18 protein-coding genes are annotated in these 16,046 nt (G+C 64.1%); 11 read left to right on the top strand and 7 right to left on the bottom strand.

Annotated elements, in window-relative coordinates; translation table 11 throughout:
- Positions 1–432: a Fur family transcriptional regulator gene (locus tag ACLI1P_RS09815; RefSeq protein WP_411708744.1), complete on the bottom strand. Its 432-nt coding sequence runs from the start codon at positions 430–432 to the stop codon at positions 1–3.
- 48 nt (positions 433–480) lie between these two features.
- On the bottom strand, positions 481–789 hold the full coding sequence (locus tag ACLI1P_RS09810) for an ArsR/SmtB family transcription factor (RefSeq protein WP_306507419.1): 309 nt from the start codon (positions 787–789) through the stop codon (positions 481–483).
- 198 nt (positions 790–987) lie between these two features.
- On the opposite strand from ACLI1P_RS09810, the gene ACLI1P_RS09805 reads away from it, so the two are divergent.
- Genes ACLI1P_RS09805 through ACLI1P_RS09795 form a run of 3 tightly spaced genes read left to right on the top strand, consistent with a single transcriptional unit; the run spans position 988 to position 3,305 of the window.
- Positions 988–2,367: a glycine--tRNA ligase gene (locus tag ACLI1P_RS09805; protein ID WP_411708743.1), complete on the top strand. Its 1,380-nt coding sequence runs from the start codon at positions 988–990 to the stop codon at positions 2,365–2,367.
- Positions 2,367–2,885, top strand: a complete 519-nt coding sequence (locus tag ACLI1P_RS09800) for a hypothetical protein (RefSeq protein WP_296134274.1) — start codon at positions 2,367–2,369, stop codon at positions 2,883–2,885. The genes ACLI1P_RS09805 and ACLI1P_RS09800 overlap by 1 nt, the downstream gene beginning before the upstream one ends.
- Positions 2,886–3,305, top strand: coding sequence for a hypothetical protein (locus ACLI1P_RS09795; RefSeq protein WP_411708742.1), 420 nt, complete (start codon positions 2,886–2,888; stop codon positions 3,303–3,305).
- 374 nt (positions 3,306–3,679) lie between these two features.
- Here the strand turns inward: ACLI1P_RS09795 and ACLI1P_RS09790 are convergent, their stop codons facing one another.
- On the bottom strand, positions 3,680–5,728 hold the full coding sequence (locus ACLI1P_RS09790) for a TPM domain-containing protein (protein ID WP_411708741.1): 2,049 nt from the start codon (positions 5,726–5,728) through the stop codon (positions 3,680–3,682).
- Between the two features lie 40 nt (positions 5,729–5,768).
- On the opposite strand from ACLI1P_RS09790, the gene ACLI1P_RS09785 reads away from it, so the two are divergent.
- Together ACLI1P_RS09785 and ACLI1P_RS09780 are read left to right on the top strand one after the other, a co-directional pair.
- Positions 5,769–6,353 (top strand): YdcF family protein, encoded by a 585-nt coding sequence (locus ACLI1P_RS09785; RefSeq protein ID WP_296134270.1) that lies wholly within the window; start codon positions 5,769–5,771, stop codon positions 6,351–6,353.
- A gap of 11 nt (positions 6,354–6,364) precedes the next feature.
- Positions 6,365–7,639, top strand: coding sequence for a deoxyguanosinetriphosphate triphosphohydrolase (locus ACLI1P_RS09780; RefSeq protein ID WP_411708740.1), 1,275 nt, complete (start codon positions 6,365–6,367; stop codon positions 7,637–7,639).
- Here the strand turns inward: ACLI1P_RS09780 and ACLI1P_RS09775 are convergent.
- Positions 7,636–7,869: a hypothetical protein gene (locus tag ACLI1P_RS09775; RefSeq protein ID WP_411708739.1), complete on the bottom strand. Its 234-nt coding sequence runs from the start codon at positions 7,867–7,869 to the stop codon at positions 7,636–7,638. The two genes, ACLI1P_RS09780 and ACLI1P_RS09775, sit on opposite strands and share 4 nt — an antisense overlap.
- 3 nt (positions 7,870–7,872) lie before the next feature.
- Positions 7,873–8,343 (bottom strand): ribonuclease domain-containing protein, encoded by a 471-nt coding sequence (locus tag ACLI1P_RS09770; RefSeq protein WP_411708738.1) that lies wholly within the window; start codon positions 8,341–8,343, stop codon positions 7,873–7,875.
- Between the two features lie 156 nt (positions 8,344–8,499).
- Between ACLI1P_RS09770 and dnaG the strand changes: the two genes are divergently transcribed.
- Positions 8,500–10,425 carry a DNA primase gene (gene dnaG / locus ACLI1P_RS09765; RefSeq protein ID WP_411708737.1) on the top strand — a complete coding sequence of 642 codons (1,926 nt, stop codon included), beginning with the start codon at positions 8,500–8,502 and terminating at the stop codon, positions 10,423–10,425.
- 29 nt (positions 10,426–10,454) lie between these two features.
- On the opposite strand, the gene ACLI1P_RS09760 is transcribed toward dnaG, so the two are convergent.
- Positions 10,455–10,736 (bottom strand): hypothetical protein, encoded by a 282-nt coding sequence (locus ACLI1P_RS09760; protein ID WP_411708736.1) that lies wholly within the window; start codon positions 10,734–10,736, stop codon positions 10,455–10,457.
- A 172-nt stretch (positions 10,737–10,908) separates the two neighbouring features.
- Between ACLI1P_RS09760 and ACLI1P_RS09755 the strand changes: the two genes are divergently transcribed.
- The 4 genes from ACLI1P_RS09755 (at position 10,909) to ACLI1P_RS09740 (ending at position 14,370) form a co-directional block, all read left to right on the top strand.
- Positions 10,909–11,046, top strand: coding sequence for a hypothetical protein (locus ACLI1P_RS09755; RefSeq protein WP_408930840.1), 138 nt, complete (start codon positions 10,909–10,911; stop codon positions 11,044–11,046).
- Positions 11,047–11,197: 151 nt separating this feature from the next.
- Positions 11,198–12,418, top strand: a complete 1,221-nt coding sequence (locus ACLI1P_RS09750) for an acid phosphatase (protein WP_411709716.1) — start codon at positions 11,198–11,200, stop codon at positions 12,416–12,418.
- Positions 12,419–12,460: 42 nt separating this feature from the next.
- A complete protein-coding gene (gene wecB, locus ACLI1P_RS09745; RefSeq protein ID WP_411708735.1) occupies positions 12,461–13,618 on the top strand; it encodes a non-hydrolyzing UDP-N-acetylglucosamine 2-epimerase in 1,158 nt (385 codons plus the stop codon).
- Between the two features lie 89 nt (positions 13,619–13,707).
- Entirely contained in the window at positions 13,708–14,370 is a 663-nt protein-coding gene (locus tag ACLI1P_RS09740) for a DUF1707 domain-containing protein (RefSeq protein ID WP_411708734.1), read from the top strand.
- Between the two features lie 45 nt (positions 14,371–14,415).
- On the opposite strand, the gene ACLI1P_RS09735 is transcribed toward ACLI1P_RS09740, so the two are convergent.
- Positions 14,416–14,553, bottom strand: coding sequence for a hypothetical protein (locus tag ACLI1P_RS09735; protein WP_411708733.1), 138 nt, complete (start codon positions 14,551–14,553; stop codon positions 14,416–14,418).
- A gap of 642 nt (positions 14,554–15,195) precedes the next feature.
- Between ACLI1P_RS09735 and ACLI1P_RS09730 the strand changes: the two genes are divergently transcribed.
- The gene (locus ACLI1P_RS09730; protein ID WP_411708732.1) at positions 15,196–15,903 is read left to right on the top strand and encodes a transposase; all 708 of its coding nucleotides are present in this window, start codon (positions 15,196–15,198) and stop codon (positions 15,901–15,903) included.
- The last annotated feature ends 143 nt before the right edge of the window (positions 15,904–16,046 follow it).

Genomic DNA, 16,046 nt, shown 5'->3' with positions numbered 1-16,046 from the left:
TTAGGACTTCTGGGCCTGGCGGGCGCGGCAGTCGGAGCAGATGCCGAAGATCTCGGCGTCGTGCCCGGTGAGCTCGAAGTCGAACTCGGAGGCAACCTGGCTGGCCCACTTCTCCACGGCACCGCCGTCGATCTCTTCGGTGCGGCCGCATTCGGTGCACACGAGGTGATGGTGGTGGTCCGCGGAATCGCAGTGGCGGTACAGCGTTTCGCCGGAGGGCATGTGGAGGGCATCGACCGCGTCGATGTCCGACAACGACTGCAGGGTGCGGTAGACGGTAGTCAGGCCCACCTTGTGCTCGCCATCGATGAGTGCCTGGTGGATGTCCTTGGCGGAGGCGAACTTGTCGAGCTCTCGGAGAACCTCGACCACGGCGGTGCGCTGGCGGGTGTTGCGCGCACCGAGCTTCGGGATGCTGTCGTGGATGGCCATGATGGTTAGTTTATCAATACACTTCCAATAAGAGATAGTGCGAGGCTGCTAGGAGGTGGCCAAGGAGGCGTCGGCAAGCAGGGGCAATACCTTCGGCGCTGCCAAGGTGTAGCGGACCTCGCGGCCAAGACGCTCGCTGTCCACAATGTTCGCACGCTTGAGAACGCGCAGGTGCTGGCTGATGAGCGGCTGGGACTTGCCGGTAGCCGCGACGAGCTCGTGCACGTAGTGATCGCGGGCAGCCAGGCGCTGGATGATGTTGATGCGCAGCGGTGAATCTAAAGCGCTAATCACGGTGGCGGCGCTGTCAACATCGAAAGAGTCGAAAGAAGCGGGTGCTGTAGGGGCTTGGGTCATGCCATTCACCTTCAGTCATATCTATAGATGGAGAGATAAAAAGAGATATACATACTATAACGCATGAGTCGATAGAAATGTATAAAATGCAGACCGCTGTGTGAAAAATCAACGGGGCGAGGTCACGCTGTTGTCTGGCACACGCTAGACTAGTGCGCGTTGAAAAGACTGTCCCCTACCAAAGGAGTCCCTTTTACCATGGCATCCGTCATCGATACCGTTGTTAGCCTGTGCAAGCGCCGCGGCTTGGTCTACCAGGCAGGTGAAATTTATGGCGGCTCCCGCTCCGCGTGGGACTATGGCCCCCTCGGTGTCGAGCTCAAGGAGAACATCAAGCGCCAGTGGTGGCGCCACATGGTGCAGTCCCGCGAGGACGTCGTGGGTGTCGATACATCCGTGATCCAGCCGCGCCAGGTGTGGGTCTCCTCCGGTCACGTCGAGGTCTTCACCGACCCGCTGGTGGAATCCCGCCACACCGGTAAGCGCTACCGCGCCGACCACCTCCTCGAGGCCTACGAGGAAAAGCACGGCCACGAGCCGGCCAACGGTCTGGCGGACATCAACGATCCGGAGACCGGCCAGCCGGGTGACTGGACCGAGCCGAAGGCCTTCTCCGGCCTGCTCAAGACCTACCTGGGCCCGGTCGATGACGAGCAGGGTCTGCACTACCTGCGCCCGGAGACCGCCCAGGGCATCTTCGTGAACTTCAAGAACGTCATGACCTCCTCGCGCATGAAGCCGCCGTTTGGCATCGCCAACATTGGTAAGTCCTTCCGCAATGAGATCACCCCGGGCAACTTCATCTTCCGCACCCGCGAGTTCGAGCAGATGGAGATGGAGTTCTTCGTCAAGCCGGGCGAGCACGAAGAGTGGCACCAGTACTGGATTGATGACCGCTACAACTGGTACATCGACCTGGGCATCAAGGAAGAGAACCTGCGCCTCTACGAGCACCCGAAGGAGAAGCTGTCCCACTACTCCAAGCGCACCGTGGACGTGGAGTACGCCTTCGGCTTCAAGGGCTCCAAGTGGGGCGAGCTGGAAGGCGTGGCCAACCGCACCGACTACGACCTGTCCGTGCACGCCAAGGGCTCGGGAGAGGACCTGTCCTACTTTGACCAGGAGGCCGGCGAGCGCTGGACCCCGTACGTCATCGAGCCGGCCGCCGGCCTGGGACGATCCATGATGGCCTTCCTGGTGGACGCCTACGACGAGGAAGAGGCTCCGAACGCCAAGGGCGGCACCGACAAGCGCGTGGTCCTGCGCCTGGACCGCCGCCTGTCCCCGATCAAGGTAGCCGTGCTGCCGCTGTCCAAGAAGGAAGAGCTGTCCACCCCGGCCCGTGAGCTGGCGAACACGCTGCGCGCGCACTGGAACGTGGACTTCGACGTTTCCGGTGCTATCGGCCGCCGCTACCGTCGCCAGGACGAGATCGGCACGCCGTTCTGCGTGACCTTCGACTTCGACACGCTGGAGGACAACGCCGTCACCGTCCGTGAGCGCGACTCCATGGAGCAGGAGCGCGTCAAGCTGGACGAGCTTGAGGCGTACCTGGCTGCCCGACTGATCGGCTGCTAATGCACTACACCAGCTGGGACCGCACCGACGCGAAGAACCCCGTCCTCCTCGTAGAGGAGGGGCCGGCCTCCCTGGGCATGTTCCAGGAGCGCTCCGCCGATGTGGAGGGCGACCACTGGCGCTTGGCTCTCGACGATTTGGGTGCGTCCATCACCCTGGAGGATGACCGCGTCTACCGCCTGGCCGGGAACGTCAAGCGTGATAAGCGCCTGGAGGCCTCCCTAGACGGGCGCACGTTCGCCTTCATCAACGAGGCCGGCGGCGACTGGATTGTGGAGGACGTTGAGGGCTACAAGGTGGCCCAGTTCTCCTCCAAGAACTCCGGCGTGCGCAAGGCCATCCTCGAATTCGAGGGCGAGCATAGCTCCGATTCCGGCGATCTTGATGACCGGGAAGTCGCCGGCTTGAGCTGGTTTACGCGCATCATCTTGGAAGCGCGCACCCAGCGCACCGCGATTCCCATCATCGCCACGCTGCTGCTCATGACCATCGTTGCCATCGTCACGGTGTTGATGTAGATGCAGCGCTGGGTGTGGCGCGGTGAAACGCTGGTGGGCTCTACGGGTGAAACCATCGCCCGCGTGACCCCGACGGGCTTGCTCGTCTCCGACTCCGCGGGCACCGCCCTCACCTTCGACCACACCCCGGGGGCTCGCCGGTTTAGCGTGCAGGGCCCCGAATTCTCCGCCGAGCAGGCCACCTTTACCGTGAACAAGCTGCGCGCCACCTGCCAGGACCGCGAGTACCTGCTCGTGCGCACCAACCCTTTCCGCCGCGAGCGCCGCATCCTCGACGCCACCGGCACCGAGGTCGTCCGCACCTCTCCGCGCGGCCGCGACCTTGAGGTAGCCGTAGGCAAACTACCCCTCACGGACGCCGTCTTAACCAGCTACTGCTGCCTTCTCATCGACGGCGCAACCCGCCCCCTGCGCACCTAATTCCCCATGCGCAGATTCGCTGCCGCATGGTCCCTCAATCTGCTCAGCAGACTGAAGGCGATCGGGTGATGCACCTGGCAAAAGGCACGTGGTTGATGGCATGTTCTGGTTGATGGCGGGTCTTAAAAGGCACCTAGCAAAAGGCATGAGCTAAAAGGCATCTTTGGGCCTGAAAACGCCATGTAGAGGTCGTAAAAGGCGTTTTTAGCTGTGAAAACGCCTTCTAGCGGATGCCGTTAGAGACATGCCAATTGTTCGCTGTGGCCTGAGGAGTAAGCGTCGGGGCCTGTGCCAGCGCAGGGGGGCCGGGCTCGGACCTGTGCTGAAAGCCGCGGCTGGGGCCAGGGCCGAGCCGCTAGGTGGAGGCGGCCGCGCTAGAAGGAGCCGCCGCGGAAACCGCCGCCACCGCCGCCGGAGAAGCCTCCGCCGCCGAAGCCGCCACCGAAGCCCCCGCCGAAACCACCGCCGTGGCCGCGGGAGCCGCCGCCGAGGACTTGGCCCAAGACCATGCCGGTGAGGACGTTGCTCGCAACGTCATTGGCTTGGCGGCGCTGCTGCTGGCGGCGGTAAGCATCCAGATCGCTCTTGGCTCGGTTAAGGGAGGTCTGCGCGGCAGCGGCAGCATCGCGGGAGAATGTGAGGGCCGCGCGCAGGTCCGTGGAGGCGGCGCTCTGGGCTTGGGCGTGGAGGCGGGTGGCATCAGCCAGAGCCACGCGCGCTTCAGAACCGACGACGCGCCCGCGGGAGGAGAGCAGGTCCTCAGCTGCCTGGATGGAGGATTCCGCGGAAGCCATCTGCTGGCGGTAAAGGGAGAGCTGGCGCTCACGAGTGGAATTGGTCTCGCGGACGGTGTCGAGTTGCTCGTCGAGTTTGGTATCGATTGCCGTCAGGGCGGTGTACTGGCCCAGCGGGTCAGCCTGACCGTTGCTGCGAGCCTGGTCTACGGCGGCTCGCGCCGTGGAGAGCAAGTCCTCCAGCGCGGACCAATCGGCAGGCGAGCCCTGGGCCTTGCCCTGTTGTTCCAGCTGATGGGCTTCGGTGATTTCTCCCTCGACTTCCTCAATGAGCGCCTGCAGGTTTGCCTTGGCTGAGGCGATGGAGGTCTCGGCGTTCTCTACGCCGGTGAGGAGGCGGTCGGAGACCTCGAGGGCGTGTTCGCAATCGCGAATAATACCGACCAACGGTCCTTGCTGGCCGGCCGGTTTGGACTGAAGCTCGCGGCCGCGGTCGAGGAGTTTTTCGGCCTCGGTGAGGGAGACTTCCGCCATCTCTGGGTTATCCGCGATGGAGGAGAGCGCCTCTTCCGAATAGGACCCGCGAAGGGACGACAACGTTGCACTAGCCTGCGGCAGGCGGCCTCGCAGATCCACCGTGCGGCGCGTGAGCTCATCGAGCTTGGATCCGGCATTAATGAGCAGGTCACGCATCTGGGCGAAGTCCGCTGCCTGCGCGTCGAGGGCATCGTCAGCCTGGCCACAAGAGGAAATAATCTCCACCAGCATCTGCCGGCGCTCGCCCTGGGAGGTGGGCAGGTTGTCATCGAGTTGCTGCTGCAGCTGGAAGGCTTTCTGCAGGGTCAGCATGGAGTGGCTCATGGCGCGGCTAAACGGGCGGGTGCGCTCCGGGCCGAACTCGGCGACTGCGATATCGAGCTCTTCCTTGCCGCGGCGAATGGACTCGTCAGTAGAGACCAACTCTTCCTGCGCCAGCTGGGAGAGCGTCGCCATATCCAGCCGGTCCAGCTGTGAGGTATTGCCCGGCTCAATCTGGCGAGCGGATTCCAAGGTGGCCGCCGAGTCCTTCTTGGTCTTGCGCCGGCTTGCAGCCGCGATGCCGCCACCGGCCAGCACGAGGGCACCTGCGCCGCCAGCCAACCACAGGCCGCCGGAGCCATCGGAGCCGCCAGACCCGGCAGAATCAGAGGAACCGGAAGAGCCCGAGGAGCCGGAGGAACCGGTCGCGGCAGCGTCGACAAGCGCTAGGGCCGAAGCCCCGTACTCCTTGCCGCCAGCAAGCTTGCCGTACGCCGCGTCATACATGACATCCAGGCGCCCGCGAGGCCAGTCATTACCGGTCTGCACACCGACAGTGGAATCCTCCACGCCCACCACGTACGCCGCGGAATTCGGCCCCTTCGCCTGAACGATGTCACCCGCGTAGCTCTCCGCGCCCTCCGGCAGGGAGGACGCAAAGACCACGAAAATCACCACGTGGTGCTCCTGCTGCAGGGCCACGATCTTGTCTTCCAACTCGGACTTCTCCGAGCTGGAGAGCACTCCAGCCTCATCCGTGACCTTGTCCGTGAGGGAGGCCGCTTCCGGTGCGGCAACAACGAGTTCAGTAGCCATGGCGGGCCCAGCCGTGGCACAGCCCAAGACGAGTGCGGCGAGCGCCGCGCGGCCAATTCGAGCAGCAGTAGTCATGCGCACCACGATACCTCCCCGGCGCTATGGTGGTAAGGCAGTGAAATACGTAATTGTCTTAGGCGCCGCGCAGTATGACGGCCGCCCCTCCCGCATCCTGGCTGGACGTGTGCGCTGTGCCGCCGAGTACGCCACCGCCCACAACCTGCCGATCATCACCGTGGGCGGCAACCTTCCCGGGGATAGGTTCACCGAGGCGGGGGTGGCGAAGCAGATGCTTTCCGATGTCCCCCTTAACGTACAAGCCCTCGAAGAAGGCATGGATACCCGCAGCTCCCTCGCCGCTGCACGCGAGAAGCTCGGCGTGACCGAGGCGGTCATCATCACCGATCCGCTCCACCGCCTGCGCACCTTTCTCATCGCCCGCCAGGAGGGAATCAAAGCTACCGTCCTCGGCACGCCGTATTATCCTTCCCCGCGCTTCTCCATCCCGTGGTGGCGCTACCTGGCCCACGAGACCGGCGGGCTTATCTACCTTGCCCTGCGCACCGCGGTGGGGGAGGAGCGTTCCGCGGGCCTGCGGCGGGCCTTTTACCGCATCGAGCGCATCATTCGCCCCAACCAGGCCCTGCGCCACCGCGTGATTGGCGCGAGGCAGCCCCAGCACGGCAAGGACAGCGCCTAAACTAAAGCCCTGTGAGCTACACCTATTCCGCCGATGACGTCGCCCGCCTGGCCGCCGAGAGCCCCAAAGGCTCGGCACTAAACCCCACCGAGGAACACCGCGGCGCGTTCTCCCGAGACCGCGCCCGCGTCCTGCACTCGGCGGCCCTGCGCCGCTTGGCGGATAAAACTCAGGTGGTTGGCCCCCGCGATGGCGATACCCCGCGTACCCGCCTGACCCACTCCCTGGAGGTCAGCCAGATTGCCCGCAGTATTGGCTCCGGGCTGGGCCTCGACCCAGACCTGTGCGACATGGCAGGGCTGACCCATGACATTGGCCACCCGCCCTATGGCCACAACGGCGAGAATGCCCTCAACGAGGTGGCCCTCGGCGGCTTCGAGGGCAATGCTCAGACCTTACGTATCCTGGCCAAGCTGGAACCCAAGGTCCTCCTGGAAACCCCACGCGGCCTGGAGAGCTTTGGCCTGAACCTTACCCGCGCCTCGCTGGACGCCGCCTGCAAATACCCCTGGAGCAAAACTAATCCGGATGGCAGCACGAACCGCAAGTACGGCGCCTACGACGAGGACGCCGACCTCTTGGCGTGGCTGCGCCAGGGCCACGACGACGACCGCAAGTCCATGGAGGCGCAGGTCATGGATTGGTCGGACGACATTGCCTACTCCGTGCACGACGTGGAGGATGGCATCATCTCCCGCCGCATTTCACTAGGCGTGCTGTGGGATCTGGTGGAGCTGGCCCAGCTGGCGGACAAGGGCGCGAAGGCCTTTGGCGGCACGGCCGACGAGCTGCTGGAGGCCGCGGACCGCCTGCGCCAGCTGGATGTCATTAATGCCATCGGCAGCTTCGACTACTCGCTGCGGGACTACGCCAACTTGAAGAAGATGACCTCGGAGCTCGTCGGACGCTACGTGGGCGCCACCGTCACCGCTACCCGCGCGGCCAATACAGGGGCGCTGGGCCGCATGCACGGCGACCTGGTGGTGCCGCCGGGCGCGGTGGCGGAGGTGACGCTGCTCAAGGCCATCGCGGTTCTCTACGTCATGGACGAGCCCGCCCACTTGGCCCGCCAGGACCGCCAGCGCGAGCGCATCTACCGCGTCTACGACTACCTGGTGGCCGGCGCGCCGGGCTCCCTGGATGCCACCTTCGCCCTGTGGTGGACCCAGGCGGAGACGGACCTAGAGCGGGACCGCGCCATCATCGACCAGATCGCGTCCATGACGGAGTCCCGCCTGGAGCGCCTGGCCCAGCGCAGCGCAGAGCTCTTCGGCTTCTTAAACTAGCGGGCCAGGCGCACGCCTTGGTCCTGCAAGACGGTAAAGATGCGTGTGTAGTCTTCCACCGCCAGCTCCATGTTGGAGGCCACAATGGTCCGGATGTGCTCCTGGCGCAGGAAGTCCGCCAGGTCATCCAGGTTGCGCGGCGCGGACACGTCGCAGCCGTGCAGGCGGCCTAATGCGCCGAAGAAGTCCTCGCGGGTGCGGATCTCTTCCGTGATCAAAATGCGTTCCATGTGTTAGCTCTCCGCCTTCTTCGCCTTCTGCTCGGCATCGGGGATGCTGCAGAAACTCTCGTAGTGATCGTCGGTGTAGTACCAGACATCGGGGTCGGTCTCGCTGCCGCCGCCGGTGATAATCCGCTTGGCGCCGCGGTGGTCCAGCCCCGGGGTATCCACGGTGTACTCGCGGTAATAGTCGCGGGACTCCTGTGGTAGCCGGCCCTCGTAGTTGCCAAAGCGGGCGTTGTCATTGTCCGGGTACTCGTACGGTCCGCCCGCCAGGATGTCCGCCGTCGTATCCGCAGCCTCCCGGGGCAGGGAGTCCATGGTGCAGGTGGACAGGGAGTCGGGATTGCCGCGCTTGTCGACGTCCCCCTGGTCCCCCGAGCCACCGCCTAAGTCGATGCCGAAGTAGCCGGCGACGAGGACGAGAACGGCGCCGCCGATGAGTGCCGGCAGCGACTTCCTTGTGGGCGAAGACTTGGCCATGCCTTACATCATTGCAGGTATGGGGACGGAAATGAAAATCCCGTCCGCCCGTACTGTGAAATAAAAAACCCACGTCAGCAGGGTGTTGTTACCGGGGAATGGTCCAACCCCGAGAGTGGGTACCTGAGTGTCCGGCGGGCGGGGTAGTCTGTACGCATGGCACGAGGCAGAATTCCGGAGAGCGACATCCAGGCAATCCGTGAACGCGCGCCTTTGGAAGAAATTGTGGGCGAGTACGTGCAGCTCAAGCCCGCCGGCTATGACTCGCTCAAGGGCTTAAGCCCGTTCAAGGATGAGAAGACCCCGTCCTTCCACGTGCGCCCGCAGCGCGGCTACTATCACTGCTTCTCCACCGGCAAGGGCGGGGACGTGTTTAGCTTCCTCATGGAGATGGAGCAGGTCTCCTTCCCGGAGGCCGTGGAGGCGGTGGCCCAGAAGATTGGGTACCACATCAACTACCAGGGCGGCAGCACGGGAGCACGCGATGAAAAGCCGGGCACCCGCCGGCGCCTCATCGCCGCCAACAAGGCCGCGCACGAGTTCTACCGCCAGCAGCTGGAGACCCCGCAGGCCGCCGCTGGCCGTGAGTTCCTGCTGGACCGCGGCTTCTCCAAGGAGATCATCTACGACTTTGAGTGTGGCTACGCCCCCGAGGGCTGGGACACCGCCACGAAACACCTGCTGCGCCTGGGCTTTTCCTTTGAGGAGCTGGAGGCCGCCGGCATTTCCAAGATGGGCAAGCGCGGCCCCATCGATCGCTTCCACCGGCGCCTGCTGTGGCCGATTAAGGACTTGTCCGGCAACGTCATCGGCTTTGGTGCGCGCAAGCTTTTCGACGATGACAAGTTGGGCAAGTACATGAACACGCCCGAGACCATGCTTTATCACAAGTCCAAGGTGCTCTTCGGCCTGGATCTGGCCAAGCGCAACATCGCGGACCAGCACCAGGCCGTGGTGGTGGAGGGCTACACGGATGTCATGGCCATGTACGCGGCGGGGGTGAAGACCGCGGTGGCGTCGTGCGGCACGGCATTCGGCGGGGACCACCTGCAGGTGCTGCGGCGCCTCATGCTGGATGATTCCTATTTCCACGGCGAGCTCATCTACACCTTCGACGGCGACGAGGCCGGTCAGAAAGCCGCGATGCGCGCCTTCGAGGGCGAGCAGAAGTTCACCGGCCAGTCCTTCGTCTCCGTTGCGCCCGACGGCATGGATCCGTGCGATCTCCGCCTGGAGCGCGGGGACGCCGCGGTGCGGGACCTGGTGGCGGACCGCATCCCCATGTTCGAGTTCGTCATCCGCTCCGTCATCTCTGATTTCAGCATCGACTCGGCCGAGGGGCGCCTGCAGGCCCTGCGCCGCGCGGTGCCGGTGGTGGCCCAGATCCGGGACCAGCCGCTGCAGCGCGAATACGCCCGCCGCTTGGCCGGCTGGGTGGGCTGGCCCGACCCGGAAGAGGTGCTCTACCAGGTCCGCCAGGAGGCCAAAAAGCCCAAGAAGCAGGAGCGCCCGCGCTTTGCCAGCGTGCAGGAGACCTCCGCGCCCGCGCAGGCTAACGCCCCGGTGATGCACATCCCGGGCCCGCGGGAGCCGCACCTGTGGCCGCAGCGCGAGGCCCTCAAGCTGGCCCTGCAGTACCCGCAGGTGGCGGGCAGCTACTTCGACGGTATTCCGGAGGACGCCTATTCCAACGAGGCCTACCGCACTGTCCGCCGTGCCATCGCCACCCTGGGCGGGGTGACGGCCGGCGCGGCCATGCCGGAGGTGGAGTGGCTGGCTGCGGTGGCAGGCGAGATGCTGGATCTCACCGCCCGCAACTTCGTTTCTGAGCTCGCCGTGGAGCCCATCAAGCTAGGGGAGAGCGGCAACCCCGCCACCGACTTAGAGGCCTACGCCGATTCGGTGCTCTCCCGCCTGCAGGAAACCCGCGTGGGGGACCAGGTAGCGCAGCTCAAGGCGCAGCTGGGCCGTATGCGCCCCTCCGACGACGAAGAGTCCTATAACTCACTCTTCGCCGACCTCGTGGCCCTGGAGCAGGCCCGCCGCGAGCTCAACGACCGCGCCTTCCGCGGGCCCCGATAACTCCGAAAACTCACGCCCCAGCGAGGGCTCTAATCCTCGTCCGGCTCGTAGATGCGGTCCGCCTGCACGTCACCATTACCTCGGGAGCCGCGCTTGCTGCGGTATCCCTTGTTGTAATCCTTGAGCTCGCGCATCCGCGGCTCCGGGTCCAAGCGGTTGGCCACGGCCTTGCGCGCGGACTTCACCGCGGCCTTTGTCACGGGGGAATTCACGGCCTTTTCGTAGGCGCCCTTGATCTGGTGGTAGCGCTTGCGCCCGGCCTTGGTTCCAAAGACGTATCCGGCGGCGGCACCGATAACAAACTGGTACATGGGTAACCCGTCATCCCCTTCTCACAGCCGGCATGTGGCGCCGGCGCAACGCGTACAACACTCCCACACACCCTACCTGTCTTTCACGCGCCTGCACAGGGCAGGCGGGGAGAGGCAACCGAATGTGGCCGAAGCACTTCCGCTGAGGCGTGTGTCACGTTAGGTTAAGTATGTGGATACTTCGAAGCTTTCTCACGCGGTGCCGGCGGCCGTGGCCATGGCGGCACTGCTCACTGCCAGCCTGGCGCCGGGGGAGGCCCGCGCGCTGGCCTCCGGGGATTCCAGTGACGTTGTCACTGCGGAGGACTAGCGTTTACCGCGCTGTAACCCGCCGGCCACTTAGGTTGTGTAAGACCTACTTTATGCTTCATTCCCTCCTCGATTCCGCCCGTGCCCGGAGACTCACCCTCTCCGCGGCACTGGGGGCACTCAGCACCTCCCTACTGTGCGCCCCCACGGTCATGCCCAGCTTGGCGACGGCACACGCGGCCGAGCTTCCCTTCACCGTCCCAGCCCTAGTGGAGCCCATGACCGGCTCCAGCATTGGTGACGCCCCGCAGCAGCACGCCGGCGCCCCGCAGCCCACCCCGTTTACCACGGACTACATCGCCGGCTTTCCTTCCGATGTCTCCTCCTACCAGTGCGGCGTGTACTGGGAAGTGGTGCGGCTATACGACGACGTCAAGAAGCGCCCCGACCTCATGGCCCAAGACCTGGACAAGGCGGTGGCGGTCAACAATGCCGCCGCGGGCGATCCGCAGCTTATCGCCCGCGCGCAGCACGACGCTGCTGCGGACACCGCCGGCGTGATGGAGGCCGTCTCCGACGCCCTGGGCCCGGAGATGGGCCGCGCCTTCCGCGACGCTCTGGCGGAGCACCGCCTGCCCAAGACCGAGTACCTGCTGGGCAACGGCTACCTGGCGCGCGCCGGGGGCTTAGCCAGCTCTACCTTTGCGGAGAAGTACTACTTCCGCGCCGCGCGTCCTTTCCAGCAGGCCCCGGACCGCATCCACCGCTACAACGACGGTAAGAAGGACTACTACCTGGATTCCCCGGCCTTTCCCTCCGGCCACACCAACCAGGCGGTGTGGGTCACCACGCTCATGGCATACATGCTCCCGGAGTTTGGCCCACAGTTGGCCCTGCGCGGCGCGGAGGCCGGCAACCACCGCGTGGTCATGGGCGTGCACTCGCCCCTCGACGTCGTGGGCGGGCGCATGACTGGCCTGGCTGCGGCCGCCGACCGTCTCAACGACCCGCACATGCGTGACGCCCTGGACCAGGCCGCCGCCGAAATCCGTGCTGAGATCCAGTGGCGCACCGGTAAGGACATCGCCACCCTGGCCGCGGAGCAGACCGCCGCCGGCACCTCCTACGCCACCGCAGAGGAGGCCGCCCAGCGCTACGCCCCGCTCGCGGACTATGACATGGCCACCGTCTACCACCCGGACGCCCCCATGATTGTGCCCCAGGCCGCCCCGGTCCTGCTCGCCTCCGCCCACCCGGAGCTCACCTACGAGCAGCGCGCCGAGGTCCTGCGCCAGACCGCCACCCAGCCTGGCACCCCACTGGACTGGCAGGGCAACAGCGGCTCCTGGCAGCGCATCAACCTGGTGCGGGCGCTGGGGGCGCGGGTGAGTGTGGATGAAAACGGGACTGTGCAAGTATCTCAAGCACTGTAGACTTTGGGAGCAATCTCTCATTTCTAGAAGTCGAAGGATTATATGTCTAAGCCAAAGATCATGACCGTGTACGGCACCCGCCCTGAGGCGATCAAGGTGGCCCCGGTCATCAAGGCACTGGAAAACGATGACCGTTTCGAGTCCGTGGCCGTTTCTACCGGCCAGCACAAGGAGATGCTGGAACAGGTCAACACCATGTTCGGCATTGAGCCGAAGCTGGACCTGCACCTGATGAAGCCGGGCCAGGGCCTCAACGAGATTGTCTCTCGTGCTCTCATGGGTCTGGATGAGATCATCGATGCCGAGGAGCCCGACGTCATCATCTCTCAGGGTGATACCTCCACCGCAATGGCCGCAGCCCTGGCGGGCTTCCACCGCGGCGTGAAGATTGTGCACCTGGAAGCCGGCCTGCGCACCGGTGACATCCACTCGCCGTTCCCGGAGGAGGCCAACCGCAAGCTCATCGGCCAGGTCGCGGAGCTGCACCTGGCGCCGACCTCCGGCTCGATGGAGAACTTGCGCCGTGAGAACGTGCGCTCTAAGGACATTGCGGTCACCGGCAACACCGTCATTGACGCCCTACTGGAGGCGGCCAGCTGGGACACCGAGTTCCAGGATCCCGCATTGCAGGAGGCCGCTGCCTCCGACAAGCGCCTCGTGGTGGTCACCACCCACCGTCGCGAGAACCTCGAGGCCATGAAGGAAATTGGCGGCGCCGTCAAGGACCTGGCGGAGGACTACCCGGACATCAACTTTGCGCTGCCGCTGCACCTGAACCCCAAGGTGCGCGAGGCCGTGCTCCCGGAGGTCGAGTCCCTGCCTAACGTCATCATCACGGACCCGCTGCCGTACGACCAGTTCACCAAGCTGCAAGACCGTGCCACCATCATCCTCACCGATTCCGGCGGAGTCCAGGAGGAGGCCCCGGCGCTGGGCAAGCCGGTTCTGGTCATGCGCCAGAACACCGAACGCCCTGAGGCAGTCGTGGCCGGCACCGTGAAGCTGGTGGGCACCAACCGCAGCCTCATCGTGGCGGAGGCCAAGCTGTTGCTTGATGACGACGCCGCGTACCACTCTATGGCCAACGCCGTGAACCCCTACGGCGACGGCAAGGGCGCAGCCCGCGCGGTCGCTGCCATCGCCGAACTGCTCGGCGTGGGCGAGCGCCTGCCGGACTTCGATCCTTCCGCGGAGTCCTAAGCAGTCTTAGGCACATCCCCGGCTCGTCCGGGCCCGTCTGGGGTCCAGTCTGGGTGTAAAACCCCAGCGCGTGGCGTAGAATAGGGGCCATGGGAACACGGGATATTAAGTGCACGGACACGCAGCGACTGACGGCCTCACAGGTCTTGGAGGATGCCTTGTCGGTGGGGCAGCTCAAGATTGCAGAATTCGATGAGCGCTCCGCCACTTGCGCGGCGGCCACCACGCGCGGCGAACTCATTGACCTCCTCGCGGACCTGGTGGACGACCCTGACAAGATTCTCTTCGGCACCTCCGAAGTGGTACCGCGTGCCGCACAGGAGCCCACCGAAATCAGCGAGGAGGCAGCAACACCGGTGCAGCGCTCGCTGGCACAGGTCGATCCCTCCGTCCACGGCGCGCAGAGCCTCTCCGTCGGCCTCTTCGGCGGCACCACAGTCCGCGGCACCCCGATTGCCTCCCACCACACCACGCTAGGCGTCTTCGGCGGCACCGACGTGGACCTGCGCGGTGCCACCCTCAAAGAGAACATCACCACCATCCAGGCTGTGGCCGCGTTCGGCGGGGTAGATGTGTGGGTGCCCGAAGGATTCCGCGTTCGCGTGGACGGCTTCGGCCTCTTCGGCGGGCACGACATCCACATCGAAGGCGGCGCGATTGACCCCGCTGACCTTCCCACCAGCGCCCCCGAAATTGTGGTGAACTGCTTCAGCCTCTTCGGGGGCGTGGACGTGCACGTGACCAAGCGCTAGGCCGCCACAGCACAGGGTTCGGCGGCCTAGGCCGGTTAGAAGGGGCTAGAAGGGCAGGGGAATGCCGAACTGCTTAGCCAGAGCCCGAATCTGCGGCTCATAGGTGGTGACCACGCCCGCGGCGAGAGCGATAGCGCCGAGCAGGCCTGCGATGATGCTCCAGATAGTGGCGCTGGAGGACAAGGAGCTGGTGTCCGAGCCCTGCTGGTGCTTCGGTTGCTCAAGGTGTGCCTTGGAGTGATCCGAGGTTGCCCTCAGCGGCAGGCAGGCCTCCAGCTCGTCGAGGGTGTAGAACGTCGAGCCCTCTTCGAGGGGCTCGCAGCCGTCGTGGAAGGCGATCTCCTTCCAGTTGCGGGCAATCTCAGGTTCCTGCTATCCGATAGGCGAGTTTTATACCGGTCAATCTTTGACATGTGGTACTTGGCTTAGTGGAATCGGTAAGGCCAGTACGTATGACTAATAGGAATCGGTCACGGGATATGTGAGGTCAATCATCCCCGATGTCGCGTCTGTAGCAGCACGTGTACCAAACACGGAAAACAAGTACTGTTCGCCAACGATGGCGATGCCGCACCTGCAGCGCCACCTTCACCCGTGTCAATGGCGACCCAGTACCAACCAAATGGTTCCGCCTATCCATCTCGTGGCTCATCTCCAGCCGCAGCCTGGCAGAGACAGCAAAGAACTGTGGAGTTTTCATCACGAAGTCTGCAGCGCCGCTTTACAGCGTTCTGGCTTATCCAACTTCCCGGACGTGTTAATTAGCAGCGAATCTACGAGCAAATCTTCGTCGACGGCACCTACTTCAACACCAAATGCCTTGTCGTGGCTGCTGACTCCAGCCACGTCATCAACTGGTTCTGGTGCACTAAGGAATCCTCTTGGTCGTATATGCGTCTGCTGGACGAGATAGCTCCACCACAACTAGTGACCTGTGATGGGGATTCCGGAGGGCTTAAAGCACTACGCCGCCTATGGCCTAATACCTCGGTTCAACGCTGCATTGTCCACGTCAAACGCAATATACAGCGCGCCACAGGCCTTCACCCCACCTCGCCGATGGGCAAAGCACTACAACGTCTTTCCTTTGAACTGCTCGCCGTTGACAACCTGGATAAGGCAGCTGAATGGACAGTCAAGCTACACCAGTTCGGCACCGTATTTAGCGCCCAGCTCAAAGCCAGAACGTACGTCAAAGACGTCCCCTTCGAGCAGATCCCGAAAGCCAAACGCGGCAACAAAAAATGGTGGTACACCCACGATGTTCACCGTGGTATCTACCTGCAGCTAAAGAAAATGAGCCAACAAGGACACCTCTTTGCCTACCTCACCCACGCTAAAGAAGGCCAACGCTTAGAACGCACGACCAACAGTTTGGAAGGCGGGGTGAATTCACAAATCAAGCAATTAATGTACGCCCACCGCGGACTACGCGACGAGCAACAACGCATCGCCTGCGACTGGTGGCTCTACCTTCACACGCAGCTGCCTGACGACCCCGTAGAGATCGCCAGGCAGCAAAACTGGGGCTAGGACGCACTCGCCAAAGCACAAACCCTAACCAACCAGGAAACACAAGCCACCAGAGGCCCGGACATGGTGTGGCAACAGCGTCATTATATTAAGCTGGCTACGCCAGGGTTGCCTGAGAAGCGTAATACGCGACGAGCTGGATA

Source organism: Corynebacterium tardum (assembly GCF_046717785.1).
Lineage (GTDB): Bacteria > Actinomycetota > Actinomycetes > Mycobacteriales > Mycobacteriaceae > Corynebacterium.
Note: the sequence above shows the minus strand (reverse complement) of the source record. Positions and strands in the feature narration are given on the sequence as shown.